This window comes from Glutamicibacter sp. NPDC087673, from assembly GCF_044743255.1.
Taxonomy (GTDB): domain Bacteria; phylum Actinomycetota; class Actinomycetes; order Actinomycetales; family Micrococcaceae; genus Glutamicibacter.
In genome coordinates this window covers 319,547-338,210 of the sequence record NZ_JBIUWB010000001.1, presented here as the reverse complement: position 1 = coordinate 338,210, position 18,664 = coordinate 319,547, and the positions used below count along the sequence as shown (strand labels likewise).

General features: G+C 62.1%; 18 protein-coding genes. 15 read left to right on the top strand and 3 right to left on the bottom strand.

Annotation, left to right across the window (positions count from 1 at the left end; translation table 11 throughout):
• Window positions 1–81: 81 nt before the first annotated feature.
• The 7 genes from ACIOTL_RS01590 (at window position 82) to ACIOTL_RS01560 (ending at window position 9,267) form a co-directional block, all read left to right on the top strand.
• The gene (locus ACIOTL_RS01590) at window positions 82–1,815 is read left to right on the top strand and encodes an ABC transporter ATP-binding protein (protein WP_332499078.1); all 1,734 of its coding nucleotides are present in this window, start codon (window positions 82–84) and stop codon (window positions 1,813–1,815) included.
• Window positions 1,816–3,900 carry an ABC transporter ATP-binding protein gene (locus ACIOTL_RS01585; RefSeq protein WP_359185116.1) on the top strand — a complete coding sequence of 695 codons (2,085 nt, stop codon included), beginning with the start codon at window positions 1,816–1,818 and terminating at the stop codon, window positions 3,898–3,900. It abuts the gene before it with no gap.
• Window positions 3,901–4,049: 149 nt separating this feature from the next.
• A complete protein-coding gene (locus ACIOTL_RS01580; protein ID WP_208294295.1) occupies window positions 4,050–4,973 on the top strand; it encodes a LysR family transcriptional regulator in 924 nt (307 codons plus the stop codon).
• Window positions 4,974–5,242: 269 nt separating this feature from the next.
• Window positions 5,243–6,232 (top strand): FUSC family protein, encoded by a 990-nt coding sequence (locus ACIOTL_RS01575; RefSeq protein WP_400341409.1) that lies wholly within the window; start codon window positions 5,243–5,245, stop codon window positions 6,230–6,232.
• A gap of 158 nt (window positions 6,233–6,390) precedes the next feature.
• Window positions 6,391–7,155, top strand: a complete 765-nt coding sequence (aqpZ, locus tag ACIOTL_RS01570) for an aquaporin Z (protein WP_133834819.1) — start codon at window positions 6,391–6,393, stop codon at window positions 7,153–7,155.
• A gap of 138 nt (window positions 7,156–7,293) precedes the next feature.
• Complete coding sequence (locus tag ACIOTL_RS01565) at window positions 7,294–8,064, top strand: lysostaphin resistance A-like protein (protein ID WP_400341406.1); 771 nt, start codon at window positions 7,294–7,296, stop codon at window positions 8,062–8,064.
• Window positions 8,065–8,067: 3 nt separating this feature from the next.
• Window positions 8,068–9,267 (top strand): MFS transporter, encoded by a 1,200-nt coding sequence (locus tag ACIOTL_RS01560; protein ID WP_400341404.1) that lies wholly within the window; start codon window positions 8,068–8,070, stop codon window positions 9,265–9,267.
• A gap of 41 nt (window positions 9,268–9,308) precedes the next feature.
• Here the strand turns inward: ACIOTL_RS01560 and ACIOTL_RS01555 are convergent, their stop codons facing one another.
• Window positions 9,309–10,142, bottom strand: a complete 834-nt coding sequence (locus ACIOTL_RS01555; RefSeq protein WP_286134037.1) for a hydrolase — start codon at window positions 10,140–10,142, stop codon at window positions 9,309–9,311.
• 152 nt (window positions 10,143–10,294) lie between these two features.
• On the opposite strand from ACIOTL_RS01555, the gene ACIOTL_RS01550 reads away from it, so the two are divergent.
• Window positions 10,295–11,635 carry an MATE family efflux transporter gene (locus ACIOTL_RS01550; RefSeq protein ID WP_105662068.1) on the top strand — a complete coding sequence of 447 codons (1,341 nt, stop codon included), beginning with the start codon at window positions 10,295–10,297 and terminating at the stop codon, window positions 11,633–11,635.
• A 29-nt stretch (window positions 11,636–11,664) separates the two neighbouring features.
• Here ACIOTL_RS01550 and ACIOTL_RS01545 read toward each other — a convergent pair whose 3' ends face one another.
• Complete coding sequence (locus ACIOTL_RS01545) at window positions 11,665–11,820, bottom strand: hypothetical protein (RefSeq protein WP_166650859.1); 156 nt, start codon at window positions 11,818–11,820, stop codon at window positions 11,665–11,667.
• A 52-nt stretch (window positions 11,821–11,872) separates the two neighbouring features.
• Between ACIOTL_RS01545 and ACIOTL_RS01540 the strand changes: the two genes are divergently transcribed.
• A complete protein-coding gene (locus tag ACIOTL_RS01540) occupies window positions 11,873–12,184 on the top strand; it encodes a hypothetical protein (RefSeq protein WP_400341401.1) in 312 nt (103 codons plus the stop codon).
• Here the strand turns inward: ACIOTL_RS01540 and ACIOTL_RS01535 are convergent.
• Complete coding sequence (locus tag ACIOTL_RS01535; protein ID WP_105656097.1) at window positions 12,181–12,816, bottom strand: GntR family transcriptional regulator; 636 nt, start codon at window positions 12,814–12,816, stop codon at window positions 12,181–12,183. The genes ACIOTL_RS01540 and ACIOTL_RS01535 overlap by 4 nt on opposite strands.
• Window positions 12,817–12,946: 130 nt before the next feature.
• Between ACIOTL_RS01535 and ACIOTL_RS01530 the strand changes: the two genes are divergently transcribed.
• From ACIOTL_RS01530 to rraA, 6 genes are all read left to right on the top strand, one after another.
• Complete coding sequence (locus ACIOTL_RS01530; RefSeq protein ID WP_400341398.1) at window positions 12,947–14,260, top strand: MFS transporter; 1,314 nt, start codon at window positions 12,947–12,949, stop codon at window positions 14,258–14,260.
• Window positions 14,261–14,294: 34 nt separating this feature from the next.
• Complete coding sequence (locus ACIOTL_RS01525) at window positions 14,295–15,515, top strand: alpha-hydroxy acid oxidase (protein WP_400341396.1); 1,221 nt, start codon at window positions 14,295–14,297, stop codon at window positions 15,513–15,515.
• A gap of 56 nt (window positions 15,516–15,571) precedes the next feature.
• Window positions 15,572–16,165, top strand: a complete 594-nt coding sequence (locus tag ACIOTL_RS01520) for a DUF308 domain-containing protein (protein ID WP_332499084.1) — start codon at window positions 15,572–15,574, stop codon at window positions 16,163–16,165.
• A 38-nt stretch (window positions 16,166–16,203) separates the two neighbouring features.
• The gene (locus ACIOTL_RS01515) at window positions 16,204–16,497 is read left to right on the top strand and encodes a hypothetical protein (RefSeq protein ID WP_286134039.1); all 294 of its coding nucleotides are present in this window, start codon (window positions 16,204–16,206) and stop codon (window positions 16,495–16,497) included.
• A 207-nt stretch (window positions 16,498–16,704) separates the two neighbouring features.
• Window positions 16,705–18,099 (top strand): amino acid permease, encoded by a 1,395-nt coding sequence (locus ACIOTL_RS01510; protein ID WP_400341900.1) that lies wholly within the window; start codon window positions 16,705–16,707, stop codon window positions 18,097–18,099.
• 83 nt (window positions 18,100–18,182) lie between these two features.
• Window positions 18,183–18,659, top strand: a complete 477-nt coding sequence (rraA, locus tag ACIOTL_RS01505; protein ID WP_105656102.1) for a ribonuclease E activity regulator RraA — start codon at window positions 18,183–18,185, stop codon at window positions 18,657–18,659.
• Window positions 18,660–18,664: the final 5 nt, after the last annotated feature.

Here is an 18,664-nt window from a genome sequence, read left to right as displayed (position 1 = left end):
GGCAATCGCTCTTCAATCACGCTGCCCTTAATCCGAAGGTCCAGCATGCCGGAGAGCTTGATGCCAGCGAGGATTTTCCACATGCTTCTCAAGCTCATCTTGAAACACTCCAAGCCGTACACGGGGTGGATCATTGCCGTAGTCATTTTGCAGCTGGCCACCACCGTGGCCACTCTTTATCTCCCTAGCCTGAACGCCAGGATCATCGACGTCGGCGTGGTCAAAGCCGATATCGACTACATCTGGCGTACCGGCGGACTGATGCTGGTGGTGGCCCTCATCCAGGTAGCCACCGCGGTGGCCGCCGTCTATTTCGGGGCCAAGACCTCCATGAGCGTGGGCCGCGACATCCGCCAGTCGGTCTTCGAGAAGGTCTCGACCTTCTCGGCACAGGACGTCAACAAATTCGGCGCCGCCACCTTGATCACCCGCGGCACCAACGACGTGCAGCAGATCCAGATGCTCACCTTGATGGCGTTGAACTTCATGATCACCGCGCCGATCATGTCCATCGGCGGCGTGATCATGGCGATCCGCGAAGATCCCGGACTGTCCTGGCTCGTTTGGGTTTCGGTACCGCTGGTGCTCATAGTCGTGGGCCTGCTGGTCATCAAGCTCATGCCGCTGTTCCGCGATATGCAGACCCGCATCGACGGGATCAACGGCGTGCTGCGCGAGCAGATCACCGGCATCCGCGTGGTGCGCGCCTTTGTGCGCGAAGAGCATGAGACGCAGCGCTATGCAGACGCCAACCAGAAGCTGACCGACCTCGGTGTCAAGGTCGGCAACCTGTTCGTGCTGATGTTCCCGGCGATCACCATGATCCTGCACCTGTCCACCGCCGCCGTGCTGTGGTTCGGCGGGCACCGGGTGGATAACAACCAGGTCGAGGTCGGCGCGCTGACCGCCTTCCTGCAGTACCTGCTGCAGATCCTGATGGCGGTCATGATGGGTACCTTCATGGCCATGATGATTCCCCGTGCCATGGTTTCGGCCGACCGCATTTCCGAGGTGCTGGACAGCGAGCCGAGCATGCTCGACGCCGCCGAACGGCAGCTCGCGCTGCCCACCCCGGGCACCGTGGAATTCAAGAACGTCAGCTTCGGATACCCCGGCGCCGAGGCGCCGGTGCTCAACGATATCTCCTTCACCGCCAAGCCGGGGCAGACCACTGCCATCATCGGTTCCACCGGTGCGGGCAAGACCACCTTGCTGAACCTGATCCCGCGGCTCTACGACGCCACCGAAGGCGAAATCCTGATCGGCGGGGCGCCGCTGAGGGAACTGGGACGCGACACCATTTCGCGGAACATCTCCGCGGTGCCGCAGCGCCCCTACCTGTTCTCCGGGACCATCGCCAGCAACCTGCGCTTCGGCGCCCAGGACGCTACCGAGGATGACCTGTGGGATGCGCTGAAGGTGGCCCAGGCCGACGGCTTCGTCGCCGAACGCGAAGGCCAGCTGGATTCGAAGATCTCCCAGGGCGGCACCAACGTGTCCGGCGGACAGCGCCAGCGCCTGTGCATTGCCAGGGCCCTGGCCGCGAAGCCGAACACTTACCTGTTCGATGATTCGTTCTCGGCACTGGATGTGAACACCGATGCCAGGCTGCGTGCGGCCCTGGCCGAACCGACCAAGGACGCCGCGGTGATCATCGTGGCCCAGCGCGTATCGACCATTACCGGTGCGGACCAGATCCTGGTCCTGGACCATGGCGAAATCGTGGCCCGGGGTACCCACGAGCAACTGCTCGAAACCTCGGAAACCTATCAGGAAATCGTGGCATCCCAGCTGAGCGTGGAGGAGGTGGCCTAAATGGCGAAGAAGCAGAAGAATATCGATCCGGAACAGCTCGAAAGCGAGCTCGCGGACGTCAATGAATTCGATGCCGCGGCGGGAGCCGACGACTGGAGCGGCGGCGCCCCGGTGCGCAAGGCCGAGCATTTCTGGCCATCGGCCAAGCGCCTGGTCGGGTTGATGTCCCCGTACAAGCTGGGCATGGTCCTGGTGTTCGCGCTGATCACCGTGTACGTGGTGCTCTCGGTGATCGCACCGCGGATCCTGGGCAAGGCCATGGACGTGATCTTCGCCGGGCTGATCGGCAAGAACATCCCGGCCGGCACGCCCGCGGAGCTGGTGATCCAGCAGCTGCGCGACTCCGGGCAGGGAACCCAGGCCGACATGCTCTCCAAGGTGGACTTCGTCCCCGGGCAGGGCATCGACTTCACCCAGCTTTCGCAGTACATCCTGATAGTGCTCTCCATGTACTTCGTCGCCTCGCTCTTCTCGTGGGCCTCGGGCTGGCTGCTGAACAAGCTGGTCATGCGCGTGGTCTACAACCTGCGCAAGGACGTCGAGGACAAGATCAACAAGCTGCCGCTGAACTACTTCGACACGCGCCAGCGCGGCGATCTGCTCTCGCGCGTGACCAACGACGTGGACAACATCCAGAACGCGCTGCAACAGGCGCTGAGCCAGCTGGTCTCCTCGGCCATGACCGTTATCGGCATCGTGATCATGATGTTCGTGGTCTCCTGGCAAATGGCGCTGATCGCGCTGGTGGCCCTGCCGCTTTCGGCAGCTGCCGCGGGCATCATCGGCACCCGGGCGCAGAAGCTGTTCACCGCGCAGTGGAAGAACACCGGGGCGCTGAACGGGCAGATCGAGGAATCCTTCTCCGGCCACGAGCTGATGAAGGTCTTCGGCCGCGAAGCGGACATGGTGGACCGCTTCACCGCGCGCAACGAGGAACTGTACAAGGCCAGCTTCGGCGCCCAGTTCGTCTCGGGCATGATCATGCCGGTGATGAACTTCGTGTCCTACCTGGCCTACGTGGGCATCGCCGTGGTGGGCGGGCTGCGCGTGGCTTCGGGCACGATGAGCCTGGGCGACGCGACCGCGTTCATCCAGTACAGCCGCGAGTTCACCCAGCCGCTGGGCCAGATTGCCGGCGTGGCGAACATGCTGCAGTCCGGCGTGGCTTCGGCTGAACGCACCTTCGAGCTGCTGGACGCCGAGGAACAGGAACCGGATCACGCGCAGGACAGCCTTCCTGCCCGCGCCGACGGGCATGTCTCCTTCAAGAATGTGTCCTTCTCCTACTCCCCGGACAAGCCGCTGATTGAGGACCTGTCCTTCGATGCGGATCCGGGGCACACGGTGGCGATTGTCGGCCCGACCGGCGCAGGCAAGACCACGCTGGTGAACCTGGTAATGCGCTTCTACGAGCTGAATTCCGGGAAGATCATGCTCGATAACCGCGATATCACCGACCTTTCCCGCGCCGACCTGCGCTCGAAGGTGGGCATGGTGCTGCAGGACGCATGGCTCTTCGGCGGAAGCATCATGGAGAACATCCGCTACGGCCGGCTGGATGCCACCGATGAGGAAGTGATCGCGGCCGCGAAGGCGACCTTCGTGGACCGTTTCGTGCGCGCGCTGCCCGATGGCTACGACACCATCATCGACGAGGAAGGCACCAACGTGTCGGCCGGCGAGAAGCAGCTGATCACCATCGCCCGCGCGTTCGTGGCCAACCCGTCGCTGCTGATCCTGGACGAGGCGACCAGCTCGGTGGATACCCGTACCGAATTGCTGGTGCAGCAGGCGATGGCTGCGCTGCGCAGCGACCGCACCAGCTTCGTGATTGCCCACCGGCTGTCCACGATCCGCGACGCGGACACCATCTTGGTGATGGAGTCCGGCCGGATCGTGGAGCAGGGCAACCACGAGCACCTGCTGGGGACCCAGGGAGCCTACTACCGGCTGTACCAGTCGCAGTTCGCCGGCCCGGCCGAGGACGTGGATGCGAATCCGGATACGGCTGCGGTGCCCGCGGTAGCGGCCGGAGCCACGGTGGCCAGTGACATGGCACCGGAAGCAAAGGAAGAAACCGAGTAGGACCTTGAGTCGCGAAGACCCCGGCATCTGGCAGATTTTCACTGCCGGTGCCGGGGTCTTTTTGCATTGCCAGGCCTGCTTCTGATCGAACCGCTGCGGCACGCCTCCAGGCCATCGATCGCACTTGTTCCTGCAGGAAATGATGCAATATGAACATGATGCTTAGACAGTTGGAATATCTGGTGGCACTGGCCAATGAGGGACATTTTGCCCGGGCAGCTGAAGAATGCGCGGTCTCCCAGCCAGCATTATCAGAGGGCATTAGAAAACTCGAAAAGGAACTGGGCGCGCCATTGGTCCGCCGGGGCCATGCCTTCCAAGGACTGACCGTTGAAGGCGAGACGGTTCTCAAATGGGCTCGGAAAATCCTGAAAGACCATGCCTCGCTGAGACAGGAAATCTCCCATTACGAGAACGGCCTGAATGGAACACTTCGATTGGGAACGGTTCCTGCTGCCTCTTCAACTGTTGCAACCCTCACCGACAAGTTTGCCCGTGCGCATCCGCAAGTGGGCATCAACGTCCAGGCGAGTCTCCATTCGGCGGACATCGTCCGTCAGATCAGGAACTACGAGCTTGACGCGGGCCTTATCTACGCGGAGCCGCAGGACCTAGCTGGACTGCTGGTCTATCCGCTCTATGCCGAGGAACATGTGCTGCTCACTGCGCCGGGGATGCTCCCCGAGGGCGCAACGACGGCTTGGGCGACGGCGTTGGAGTTGCCCTTATGCCTCCTCGACTCATCTCTTCGAGGGCGCCAGGTCCTCGACCAGACGCTCAGCCGGCACGATCTGGTAGTCTCGCCGCGAATCGAATGCGACTCGATAGTCACGTTGCTCGCGCATGTGTCCACCGGGAACTGGGCCAGCATAGTTCCGCGCCAGTGGTTGCCACCCTTGGGAGCTCTGCCTGGTATTGAGCTTTACAGGCTGGATGATCCGCAAGTTACCTCGCAAATTTCTCTTGTAATGGAAGACAGCAGTCCATTAACCCTGATGTCGCAGGCGCTCGAAAAGATAATTTCTAGCACATTCCCTGCGGTCGATATGCATCTCAGCAGGAATCATAAGTAGCACTTACTGAATCATCGGATCTAATTATTGGATCTGATCAATGGTAATCCCTGAACCTAGAACCAGACCCCAAGTCGCTTAGGAATTGGGCCGTGCAACTGGGAGCGGAGAGAACAGTGGAACCTGACCATCTTGAGGCACCATGGGATCCGAGGGATGCAAGCAATCAGATAATTGCCAGGACGACTCGGGATTCCATGCTGACGGCAGGCAGAGCAGCTCCGGTCTCCACAGCCATTGGTAAGTTCAAATTCACGCGCGGTTCGCTCGTGAATTGGCAGCTCTTCGCCATTTCGCACAGCCCAGAGATCCGCCCGGCCCTGCGCGTAGGCCTCGGATTGGGACTTCCGGGGATTGCACTGCTGCTGATTGGCAGAACGGACCTCCTTGCCTACGCTGTTTTCGGCTCCATTGTCGGGATGTACGGCCGAAATCCGCATCGCTCGCAGCGACTGAAGGACCAGGTGCTCGGAGCTGCACTGATGCTGTGTGCGGGAATTTGCGGGATCGCCATGGCCCCCTTGGGTATGCGCGGGTGGACGCTGCTTGCCGGAGGAATGTTCTGGGCGGCCTTCAGCTCATTGATCGCTGATCGATATGGGCTCAAGCCCGGCGGTGCCTTCTTTCCGCTCTTTGCGTTTGGTGCGTTGGGAACTTTGCCGGTGGGGGAGCTTCCCGCCCTTGAAGGCCTGGCCGCGTTCGTCGCCACCGCTCTGTTCAGCATCCTGCTCGGCCAAGCCGCACGCTTCGGACGAGTGGAAGAGTGCGGCTCGGAAGGCCTCGCGATTCCATGGCCCCGCATCCTGCGCAGGGCATGCACCTACCTGATAGTTGTCTTCCTAGCTGGAGCTGTCGGGATTACTCTGCAGGTCGAGCATCTCCAATGGACCATGGCCGGGGCGGCCGTTCCGCTTGCCGTCGGCAATGCCCGGGGACGGTTGCGACGTGGGGCTCACCGCATCGGGGGAACCCTGGCCGGTATAGGCGTGTTGTTTGGGATCACGGCCCTGACTCCCAGCGAACTGATGATCGGCTGCTGCATCATCTTGCTGATGTTCCCAACCGAGGCCTATATGGTCCGGAACTACGGCCTTGCCCTCAGCTTTTTCACGCCGCTGATTATCCTGATGCTTCAGCTGGCTAATCCGAAGAGCGGATCCCAGATGGTGTGGGACTGCGCTATGGGAAATCTTCTCGGTGTCGTTGTCGGCATTGCGGCCGCTTCAATTTTCGAACGGCAGCCCCGAACCACGATCTAGAAACGCCGCAACTGCGGCGCGGCAGATCAGAAGCATGAACCCAGAAGAAAAATAAGACGAACGAGATCTATTAAGTAGCCGCAGGCCTACCGCAGCCCCATCGGCAGGACATAAGCTGGCCTTGAACTCGCATAATTCATCGAGGATAAGGAAAAAGCATGTCAGATGCAGCTGTGCCAACTGTTGGCGCAAAACTATCGGCAGAATTCTTGGGCACATTCGTGCTGGTCTTCGGTGGCTGTGGTTCAGCGATCTTCGCAGCCAAGGTCATCGCAGATGAAACCGTGAACATGGGCATCGGATTCCTGGGCGTAGCTCTGGCTTTCGGTTTCACTGTGCTGGTCATGGCGTACGCAGTAGGGCATATCTCCGGCGGCCATTTCAACCCTGCCGTCACCCTGGGCACGGCCTTTGCCGGGCGCACCCCGTGGAAGGATGTCCTCCCGTACATCGTCACGCAGATCGTCGCTGCTTCGGTGGCGGGTGCCGTGCTGTTCTGGATCGCTTCGGGCAAGGACGGATTCAACGCAGTCGAATCCGGTTTCGCTTCCAATGGCTATGGGGAGCGATCACCAGATGGCTATTCGCTGGTTGCGGCACTGGTCGCAGAGATCGTTTTGACTGCGATCTTCCTGTACGTGATCCTCGGCTCCACCGACAAGCGCGCGCCGCAGGGTTTCGCGCCGATCGCTATCGGCCTGTCATTGACCCTGATCCACCTGGTGTCCATTCCCATCACCAATACCTCGGTCAACCCGGCACGTTCCCTGGGCGTCGCATGGTTCGCCGGCCCTGAAGCCTTGGGCCAGGTATGGCTGTTTATCCTGGCACCGGTTATCGGTGCGGCCATTGCCGGTGTCAGCTACAAGGTGCTCTTCCCGGCCTTCGTGGACAAGGGTCGCGAAGGTTTCGACAAGAACTAGCAGATGATGGGAGCTCGCGGTTACCGCAGCTCGCTGAACCCAGTCCAGCAGACTTCGACGTCGGCTGGACTGGGTTCGTCCTTTCACGTGGAACGATGAACTTGGGAAATCCACATGGAAGGCGATTAGGCTTGTCATATGCAACAACGGCCAGAGTACATGAACCCCTATTCGGCTCCGCGGCCCAAGCAACGCGTCTTCAACGCCGGGCAATTCACCAAGGGCGACTTCTGGACAGTTCTTGCCTACCTCGTCTTCTTTGTCGGGGGCGCAGCAGGCCTCATCGGCTTGATCCCTGGCTACATGGGCGCCTTCTCCACCCAGGAACAGGCGCTGTTCGGGATCAACCTGATCCTGTATGTCACCTTCTTCATTCTCGCGATGATCCAGTGCGGTCCGCAGTTCTTCGAGTCGTTCAAGACCATGCGCTACCACCCCTGGGCCAAATGGCTGATGCTGCCCGGTGGCTGGTTCCTGACCATCATGGCCAACGGGATCATCGCCGCCTTGACGGGCCAAGCGGCCACCAGCGAGAACCAGGCGGCCCTGGAATCCATGGCCGGAACGGTGCCGCTGCCGGTCATGCTGGTGGTCACTGCGCTCTTCGGCCCATTCGTCGAGGAATACCTGTTCCGCCATCTGCTCATCGGCAAGCTTTCACGCAAGCTCAACGTCTGGATTTGCGCACTGATCTCCACGGTGCTGTTCGCCAGCATCCACTTCATTGGCGCGGGCATCGGCTCGTGGCTGGAAGTCGTGCCGTACTTCATGCTGGGCGTCATGATGGGTGTTGCCTACATCCTCAGCGGCAAGTCGCTGGCCTACTCCTACATGCTGCATGTCATTAACAATGCAGTAGCGCTGCTGGTGGTGTACCTGATCTACCCGCTGCTTCCTGTGGGAGGCTAGGCAGTGGCATTTACCGGACTCGAACCGAACACCCCCGCCTATCGGGGCATGCTGCTGGCGCTTTTTGCCGGCGGCGTTGCCACGTTCTCCCAGCTCTATGCGGTGCAGGGGCTGCTGCCGGTGATCGCCGGCTATTTCCACATCACCTCTTCGCACACGGCACTTGCCGTTTCATCAGCGACCCTGGGGCTGGCGTTGGCCGTGACTCCATGGGCCATCATTTCCGACCGCGTCGGGCGCCGCAAGGTCATCAGCATCGCCCTGATCTCCTCGGTTGCCCTGGGACTGCTCAGCTGCCTGTCGCCAAGCTTCGAGTTCCTGGTGGCGATCCGGTTCTTCGAGGGAATTGCCTTGGCAGGTGTTCCCGGCTCTGCACTGGCCTTCCTCGTTGACGAGGTCAATCCGCGAGCCGTTGCCGTGGCCAGCGGCACCTATATCTCCGGCACCACCCTTGGCGGGCTGGCCGGACGCTTGGTCGCCAGCTTTGTCGCAGACCCCGCCGGCTGGCGCTGGGGGGTCGCGGCAGTGAGCATCATGGCCGGCTTGGCAACGCTCTTCTTCCTTTTCAAGGCGCCCAGCGCCCAGGGCTTCGACCCCATCCACGGCCAGAACCTGCGCAGCATCGCCAGGAAGTTCGCACATGCATTGCATGGCAAAATGGCACTGGTCTATGCCCAGGGATTCCTGCTCATGGGCGGATTCGTGGCCGTCTACAACTATCTGGCTTTCCGGCTGGAAGCACCGCCGTACCTGATTCCGGCTTCGTGGGCGGCACTGGTCTTCCTGGCCTACCTCTCTGGAACCTACACCTCGGTGGCCAGCAGCAAACTCGTCGCTAAGGCTGGACGGCGAAATACCCTGCGCATCAGCATTCTCACCAGCGCCCTGGGCTTGCTGCTGACGCTGGCTGGGAACCTGGTCGTGATCATCAGCGGGTTGCTGATCTTCACCGCTGGCTTCTTCGCGGCCCACGCGGTCGCCAGCGGGTGGGTGCCGGTGCTGGCCACCGGAGCCAGGGCGCAGGCCTCCAGCCTGTACAACTTGTTCTACTACGTGGGCTCGTCACTGCTTGGCTGGCTCATCGGCATCCCCTTCATGCACTACGGCTGGGCCAGCGTCGTGCTCTGCGTTGGCGCGTTGCAGGTGGTTGCCCTGATCATGGCTTCCTTGCTCTCCAAAAGGGACCCATCCCTTCGCGGATAATTCATATGCCGCATTCGGAATACTCAACTTTGCGCGAAATATCAGGTCAGATCGTCGAATTCTCCTGATACCCACCTGGCATAGCGTTCCGCAGAGAACTGGACCACCCGGTGGGCATCGGCCTGGATGCAGGCGGCGAAGTTGTTGTAGAGGCGGTCGAACTTCACCGGCTCCAGATCCTTGGCCATGCGCCGCACCACGGCAGCCGAGAGCGGGATGCGGTTGGGGTAGCTGCGCAAGAAGGTCGCATTGCCATCGGCCACGGGGAAAATCGCGTCGCCAGCCAGCAGGACTCCGCGGCCATCGGCCCCTGCTTCCCAAACAGCCGCAGTGCTGCCCGGGAAGTGGCCGCCGAGCTGCATCAGCCTGATCCCGGGCAGCACCTCAAAAGGCTGGGACCAGGTCCTGACGGCGGCTGAGGAATACTGGACCCACTGCGCATCTTTCTCGGCGACGAGGATCGGCGCATCACCCAGCGCCTGGCTGTATTGCTGCTGCACCCCGTACATGTGCGGATGGCTCGCCACAATGGCCGCCAGCTTTCCGCGGCTATCCAGCCAATCAATGATTTCTCCGGTAATCAGCCCGGGCACGTCGAAGAGCAGGTTGCCCGCGGTGGTCTCCACGAGCAAGGAGCTTTGGCCTATGCCGATTTCGGGAGAAGCAATCGCATTCAGTCCCGGCTCCAGCGAAGTGATCGTCAGCTGGTGGCCGGCTGCTGCCAGGTCTTCGGTGCGCACCCAACGCTGGATTCCGCCCGGAATGTACTGGCGTTCATCGGCGCAGATGGGGCAGGTGCCGGTGGGTTGCGGGCCCGGCGGGAACTCCACGGCGCAGCCCGCGCATTGCCAATGGCCAATATGTTCTTGTCCCATGGGAAACCTGTTTTCTGGTGGCGGTGCTGGCTGTGCCCTGCTTGCTTCCAAACCTAGTACTCGCTCCGGACGCAGGAAAGAGGACTGCACCGGGAATCCTCCTGCGCGCAAGCAAATGGTGAAAGTCCACTCTGCTTCGTAGAGTTGAGGTTGTGAATCCTTCAACCCCCACCGAATCCCCGCGGAGCTTGGCCCGGCAGATCCTTGCCTTGGCAGTTCCCGCCTTGGGTGCTTTGATCGCCGAGCCGCTGTTCTTGATGGCCGATTCGGCCATCGTGGGCCACCTTGGTGTGGCCGAGCTGGCCGGTGCCGCACTGGGCACCACGGTGCTGCACACTGCGGTGGGGTTGATGATCTTCTTGGCCTATGCCACCACGCCAGCTGTAGCCAGAGCCCTGGGCGCTGGCAACCCCGGCAAGGCCATGGCGGCGGGCCGTGATGGCATGTGGTTTGCCGTAGTCCTCGGGGTGGCGCTTTCGCTGCTCGGATACTTCAGTGCCGATCGGCTTGTGGGCTTGATGGGCGGCGAAGGGGAAACCGCTGGATTCGCCGTCGACTACATCAGGTACTCGATGCCTGGCCTGACCGCGATGCTGCTGGTCCTGGCAGCCACCGGCGTGCTGCGTGGCATGCAGGACACGAAAACACCGTTGATCGTGGCCACCGCTGGCTTCGGATTGAATATCGTCCTGAACTTCGTGCTGGTCTACTGGGCCGATATGTCCGTAGCCGGTGCCGCGCTTGGCACATCGATCGCCCAGTGGATGATGGCGGTGGTGTATTTGTGGATGATCTTGCCAAGAATCCGCAAGCAAGGAATTTCCATGGCGCCGAGCTGGTCCGGGTTCATTTCCACCGGGCAAGTCGGTTCCTGGTTGATGCTGCGCAACCTGAGCATGCGCGCGGCGTTGCTCCTCACGGTTCTTGTCGCCACCAACGCCGGCACCCAGACACTGGCAGCGCACCAGCTGGTCTTCACGATCTTCAGTTTCCTGGCCTTTGCACTGGATGCGTTGGCTATTGCGGCCCAGGCCATGATTGGCCAGGAGCTGGGCCGCGGGGATGCAGAGCAGGTCCGCAAGCTCACCGGGATCATGAGCCGCTGGGGCATCTGCTTCGGCGTGGTCACCGGGATCCTGCTGCTTGCCACCTCGTGGGTCTTCCCGATGATCTTCACCCCGGATGAGCAGATCCGCCAGCTGACCACCGTTGGGCTATGGGTGCTGGCATTGTCCCAGCCGTTGTGCGGTTTGGTGTTCGTGCTGGACGGCGTGCTCATCGGTGCGGGGGATGCCCGCTATCTCGGGTTGGTAGGCGTAGCGAACCTTGTTCTCTACGTGCCGATGCTCTGGGCGGTTCAGGTCTTTGCCAAGGATTCCACGTCAGCGATTTTGTGGATCTGGGTTGCTTTCGCCATCGGCTACATGGCAGCTCGCGGCGTGAGCCTGTCCCTGCGTGCCAGGAACAGCGCTTGGATGCGGTTGGGCAGCTGAACCCAGGCCACCGGGCCGCTCGCCACCGATTACTCCTGGAGCTCCATTGCCTGGGCGGCAATCTCATGGGTGACCGCATGGTCCAGTGAGCTGGTGGTGCCCCGGCACCCGGATCCGGGCTGGGCAACGAGCTGTTGCGCTGGGCTGGTCAGGTGCTTGGCGCTACCGGTTTGCGCGAGCTCCAATGCGTATTCGAGGGCGTGGCCGATACCGGTACAGGACGCTACCGTTTTCCGGATGACGGCGTTCGATGCCTTCGAAGATGTTCTCGCGGACCACGAAGAAGTCCACGTCCCCTGGCTGGCGGAATTGCAGCAGGCTGCCCACGGCGCAGGAGAAGAGCGAGTCATGCACGCCAAGCCGCTCAATCCGGTTATCGGGCATCATCTGCCTGTGCTTGGCGTTGGATCCAGCTTGAACCAGAAAGTCGTCAGCGGACTCGTTCAGTCAGCGCAGGCCTTCTGGCCTGGCATCGGTGCTGACGCCAGCGCCGGCAAGCACGGCGATGCTGTGTGCCTTGCCCATGATGCACCAGTGGTTGGCCGCTAGTGATGTCCCAGCATGGCTCGGCGGATGGATTCCAGATGCAGCGTCATGGCCTCGGCGGCCGCTGAAGGATCTGAATTCTGTATGGCGGCAAAGATCGACTGGTGCTCGGCCAGCTCGTCCGATTGGGACATGTATGGCTGCATGGAAGGCAAGACGTAGTGGGCTCGGGCGGTTTGCGTGAAGCAGTTCTCCAGGCTGTCCACAATGCGGGAGTTGCGCGATGCCGCGGCCAGTTCGCTATGGAAGCACTGGGCGGCATGCATGGAGGCAATGGGGTCGGAGACCGCCAGCTTTTGCTGGGCTTCAAGGTGCCCGGCCAGGGAAACTACAAGCGCTGCCGAATGCATGCTGGCTACCTGCCCCGCCACATGCGGTTCGAGCAAGCTGCGCAGTTCCAGGACTTCATAGACATCATTCATCGAGATGGCGCGAACCAGATAGCCCTTCTTGGGCAGCACCTGCAGCAGGCCCTCGCTGGTGAGCTGGCGCAGGGACTCGCGCACCGGGGTCTTGGAGACCTCGAACTCCTGGGCCAGTGCCGGTTCGATGATCAGGCTTCCCGGGGCAAGTTCCCCGCGGTTGATGCGTTCGCGCAAGGTGAGCGTGAGCTGTTCGGAGAGCGAGCTGGCCATGGTTTTCCGATTCCTAAGGGGCGTAACTTGGCGACCTGATCTAGCTATCGCTCTGGGCAACACTCTAGTCTGAGGTGAAATATATTTCAGGTATCTTACGGAACACCACTTTATCGCAAGGACTACGACTGTGCCGATCACCCAGAACTCTGCCAGCACGCAGCAAGCGCGCAACCGGCGCCGGGCCCTGTTCGCCTCTGTCTTCGGCACGGCCATTGAATGGTACGACTACGCGCTGTATGGCGCGGCCGCATCGGTGGTGATCGGTCCGCTGTTCTTCGCCGGAGCCGGAGAAGCGGCGGCCTCGATCGCGTCCTTTGCGACCTTCGCGGTGGGCTTCGTGGCCCGCCCGCTGGGCGGTGTGCTCATCGGCCACCTGGGGGACCGGTTCGGGCGCCGCCCGGCCATGCTGCTCTCGGTCATCCTGATGGGCATCGCCACCGTGGGCATCGGCCTGCTGCCGACCGCGCAGACCTGGGGCGTGTGGTCCGTGGGCCTGCTGGTGCTGCTGCGCCTGATCCAGGGATTCGGCGCTGGCGCGGAACTGACCGGTGCCATGACGCTGGTGGCCGAATACGTGGAGCCGAGAAAACGCGGGTTCTACACCTCGCTGGTGTTGTCCACCCCGCCGCTTGGCATCGCGCTGGCCACCGTGTGCTTCTTCCTGGTCTCGCTGGCCGGTGACGAGGTACTGCTCGGGTGGGCCTGGCGCATCCCATTCCTGGTCTCGGCACTGCTGTTCTTCGTGGCCATCTACATCCGCAACAAGCTGGAAGAGACCCCTGACTATGCCGCCGCCATGGCCTCGGCCCGTGCCGAGCAGCAGCAGGCCAAGCTCCCCATCGTGCAGGTTTTCGCCGCGCACTGGCGCCGCGTGGCCCTGGGCTTCCTGGCCATCACCGGACACAACGCGGTGAACTACATCCTTGCGGTCTTCGCGCTGAGCCTGATGGTCACCAGCGGCATGGAACGCAGCCATGCGCTGCTGGCGGTCACCCTGGGCTCCTTGGTCTCCGTATTGCTCACGCCGGTGGGCGGCTGGCTCGCCGATCGGTTCGGCGCTTCCAAGGTGCTGGCGGCGGGAAACATTTCAGGTTTGATCCTGGCTTTCCCGATCTTCGCACTGATCTCCACTGGCGAGTTCGCCTTCGGGTTCCTGGGCATCGCCGCCGGCTACGCGCTGGTGATCCCGTGCACTTCCGGTGCCCAAGGGGCCTTCCTCACCGAGCTGTTCCCCGTCTCGGTGCGCTTCTCCGGGATTGCCATCGCGCGCGAACTGAACGGCGCCATCGTCGCTGGGCTCTCGCCGCTGATTGCCGCTGCGCTCTTGCAGGCGGGCAACGGCTCCATCGCGATGCCAGCGGGATACCTGGCGCTGTGCTGCCTGTCCTCGGCCATTGCAATCTTCATCGGCACCCGCGCAAGCTCGCGCACCCTGTACTAGACCGGCAATTTCCACCGAAGTAAAGGAACAACCCATGGGTAATCTCAAGCGCCAACTGCCCGACGTGGCCGAACTGGTCAGCCTGATGAAGTTCAAACTCCCCAGCACTAGCCCTCGCGCCGCCCGGCTGGCCGGTGCCGCCGACATCTGGGATCTGCGCAAGATCGCCAAGCGCCGCACCCCCGCCGCGGCCTTCGACTATGTAGATGGCGCTGCCGGGCGAGAAATCACCGCGACCCGCGCCCGAGCGGTGTTCGATAACGTTGAGCTGTTGCCGCGAATCCTGCACGGAACCGCGCAGTCGGATCTTTCCACCACCATTGCCGGTGCCCCATCGGCATTGCCCTTCGGCATCGCCCCCACCGGCTTCACCCGTTTCATGCACTCCGAGGGCGAAATCGGCGGCTCGCGGGCTGCCCGAGAAGCAGGGATTCCCTTCAGCCTGTCCACCATGGGCACCCGATCCATCGAGGAGGTCGCCGAGGCGGCCCCCGAGGGCCGCAAACGGTTCCAGCTCTATCTGTGGAAGGACCGGGAGAAGTCCAGGGCGCTGGTGGAACGTGCCGCTGCAGCGGGCTATGACACCTTGCTGGTCACCGTGGACACCCCGGTGGCCGGCCAACGCCACCGCGATACCCGCAACGGCATGAAGATCCCGCCGGAATTGACCGTGAAGACCGTGCTCGATGCGTCGTACCGACCCGAATGGTGGTACAACTTCTTGACCACCGATTCGCTGAAGTTCGCATCGCTGTCGGATACGTCGGCAGACCTGCCAACGATCATCAACTCCATGTTCGATTCCTCCCTGGACTTCGAGGATCTGAAATGGATCCGCGAGCTGTGGAAGGGCCAGCTTTTCGTCAAGGGCGTGCTCACCAGCGAAGACGCTGCCCAGGCCCAGGCCGCCGGTGCTGACGGACTGGTGGTCTCCAATCATGGCGGCCGGCAGCTGGACCGCGCGCCGATCGCCTTCGAGGCCTTGGGCGAAGTGCGTGCCGAAGTCGGTGAGGACATGGAAATCATCATGGATTCGGGCATCATGTCCGGCGCGGACATTGTCGCCGCGCTGTGCGCCGGAGCGGACTTCGTGCTGATTGGCCGCGCCTACCTCTACGGCCTGATGGCTGGGGGAGAGGAAGGCGTAAGCCGTGCCATCGAATTGCTGGCCAAGGAAGTGGAAGTGACTATGCAGCTGATGGGCGCGGCGAGCATCGGGGATCTGGACCAGTCGCTGATTCGCCGCCGTGGCTGATGTGATTAACCCCGGGCGAAGTGGCGGTTAGTTCTATGAGCGGTAGAATAGAAATTGTGCCTGCACCAAAAACCACCCCAGTTCAAGCTTCAGAAGTTTTCCGCCCAGTATTCCTGCGCGGCCTGACAGCCCTGGCCTATGCCCTGATGTCGATTTTCTGGATCGGCGCAGATGACAAGGTTGTCACTTACTCCACGGCAGCGTTCCTCGTTGTCACTGGCGTGTTCATGTGGCAGTACGTATCTGTGGAAAGCGCGCCGGAGAAGTCGCGCGCCCCCTACGCGCTGGGTGCGGGACTGATGCTTCTGGCTGGTATCGCCACCATCTTCGTCAGCTCGATTGCCTGGGTCGGCTATGTGGGTGCCTTTGCATTCCTGGCCGGAGGCATTGCCGAGCTCATCGTCTTTGCCAAGCATCGCGAGGCCTTCCCGCCGTTCAGGAACCAGCTGGTTACCGGCGCGGTGGGCGTGATCTTGGCCATTTCGCTGTGCTTCAGCGGTGGCATGGATGCGCACGCATTGTTCGGCCTGATTGGCGGCGGAACTATCGTTCTGGCCGTTTTCGCGCTGATTGCCGCCTTCGGCCATCGCCATGAAACGAAGGCAGCCGCCCCGACCACGATCAATTCGCCGGACCAGGAAAGCAACTAGTCTTTAGGTCTGCAGTAAAAGTAGAAACGGAGTTCCTGGTGGGAAACAACAAGAAGAAGCAACCGTGGAGCCAGTCAATCAAGGGCCCACTGAGCTTCTCGCTGATCCTGGCCATCGTCGCCGGCGTGGTCGGCCTGGTTAGCTCCACCGGCGGATCGCAGAATCCCTTGCGCTTCGATATCGGTTTGGCCTGTTTCGGCATCGCCTTTGTCGCAAGCCTGCTGGTCATCTCGGTGATGACCATGGCCGCCAAGGACAATGATCCTGACCTGGGAAAGGGGACCGGGGTAAACCGATCCTCATCCAACCCGGACAAGAAGTTTGAAGACTGATAATAAAGCTTAGCCACGCGGCATGACGCGCTGGGACTGTCCATCCACAGATAGTCCCAGCGCGTTGTCGTTTGCCGGGCCAATTGATCGAGGCAGGACGCCTCGAGCACGCACCAAGGATTTCAAGTGAGTAGCACGAGTATCTCTGATCAGCATGGCCGCACCCCACTGGGCAAGCAGCTGCGACGGCGCAAGTCCATCCAGGCGATGGCCAACGACGCCGCGAACAACGCCGGGCTCGGGACGCTCAAGCGCTCGCTGGGCGTCACCCAGCTAGTCATGATCTCCGTCGGAGCCACCCTGGGCACCGGCATCCTGGTGATCCTCGGATCTGCCGTTCCGGTCGCCGGACCGGCGATCTGGATCGCCTTCGTGCTTGCCGGCATCACCGCGCTGCTTTCGGCGGTCTCCTATGCCGAAATGGCGGGCATGGTCCCGGTCTCCGGCTCCAGCTATTCCTATTCCTACGCCACGCTGGGCGAAGGCATGGCCTGGGTGTGCGGTTGGTGCCTGGTCTTGGAATACGCAGTTTCCGCGGCAGCGGTGGCGGTGGGTGCCGGCGCCTACGTGAACCAGACGCTGGAGATCTTCGGCCTGGCTTTGCCCCAGGCCCTGGCCGCCGGCCCGGGCGACGTCGGCGTCATCAACCTCTCGGCATTGATCGTGGTCATCTTGGCGACCCTGCTGCTGGTTCGCGGTGCCCGCGAATCGGCCCTGGCCAACACCGTCATGGTGATCGTGAAGATCGCCATCCTCGTCTTCTTCGTGGTGGTCGCCTTCACCGCTTTCAATGCCGGGAACTTCGCTCCGCTGCTGCCCATGGGTGCCGCGGGCGTGACCGGGGCAGCGTCCATGGTCTTCTTCTCCTACATCGGCTTCGACGCGGCCTCGACCGCCGGCGAGGAAGCCAAGAATCCGCAGAAGGACCTGCCGCGGGCAATCATGATCGCCATGGTGCTGGTAACCACCATTTACGTGCTGGTTGCTGTAGCCGCCATTGGCGCCCGGGAGTGGAACTGGTTCGCCGAATCAGAAGCCGCCCTGGTGCAGATCGTTTCCGAGATCACCGGACAGAAGTGGATGGTCTTGGCCTTCGCCCTGGCTTCGGTGATCGCGATCGTCTCGGTGGTGCTGACCACCCTGTACGGGCAGACGCGCATCCTGCTCTCCATGGGCCGCGACGGCCTGATCCCGCGCTTCTTCGCCAAGGTTTCGCCCAGCACCCGCACCCCGGTCATCGGCACCTACGTCACCGGCGCGGTCGTGGCCATTGCCGCCTCGCTGATTCCTCTGGGCCAGCTGGCCGAAGCGACCAGCATCGGCACCCTGTTCGCCTTCTCGTTGGTAGGTGTCTCGGTAATGTACCTGCGCAAAACCCAGCCGGATACCCCGCGGACCTTCCGCGTCCCGCTGTATCCGGTGACCCCGATTCTGGGCATCGCTGCCTGCCTGTTCCTGATGTTCAACCTGGCTGGCATCACCTGGCTGGTCTTCGCCATCTGGATGGCTGTGGGAGCTGCGATCTATCTGGGCTTCGGCCGCCGCAATTCGCGCCTCGGCGCCTTGGACGCCAAGGCCTATGAAGCGGAACTGAATCTCTGACACTTTCGTCATGCGCTGGGGTTGCGGGCACTGCGGGCTAAGCTGTGTGGTGGACCACTATCGCAGCTCATGAAGGAAACACCATGCACCAGGAACCGATCAGCACCGCCGACCTCTACGACCAGCATGGGGATGCACTGCAGTCCGTCTCGGCTCAATTCCAGGACTTCGGCGGGCGGCTGTCCTTCCACGGGCCGGCACGTACCGTGAAGTGCCATGAGGACAACGGCCTGGTCAAGGAGATCCTGAGCTTCCCGGGCAATGGCGCAGTGCTCGTGGTCGATGGGGGAGCATCCCTGCGTTACGCCCTGATGGGTGACATGATTGCCGCGAATGCCGAAGCCAATGGCTGGGCCGGGGTCATCATCAGCGGCGCCGTACGCGACCGTGCGGCACTGGCTGAAATGGAACTCGGGATCAAGGCACTAGGCAGCAACCCGCGCAAAACCGTCAAGCGTTCGCACGGTTCGGTGGATGAAGTGATCAGTATCGGGGATGTGAAGGTCCGGCCGGGCGCGATGGTGTACGCGGATATCGACGGGATTCTTGTCGAGAACTAGCCGCT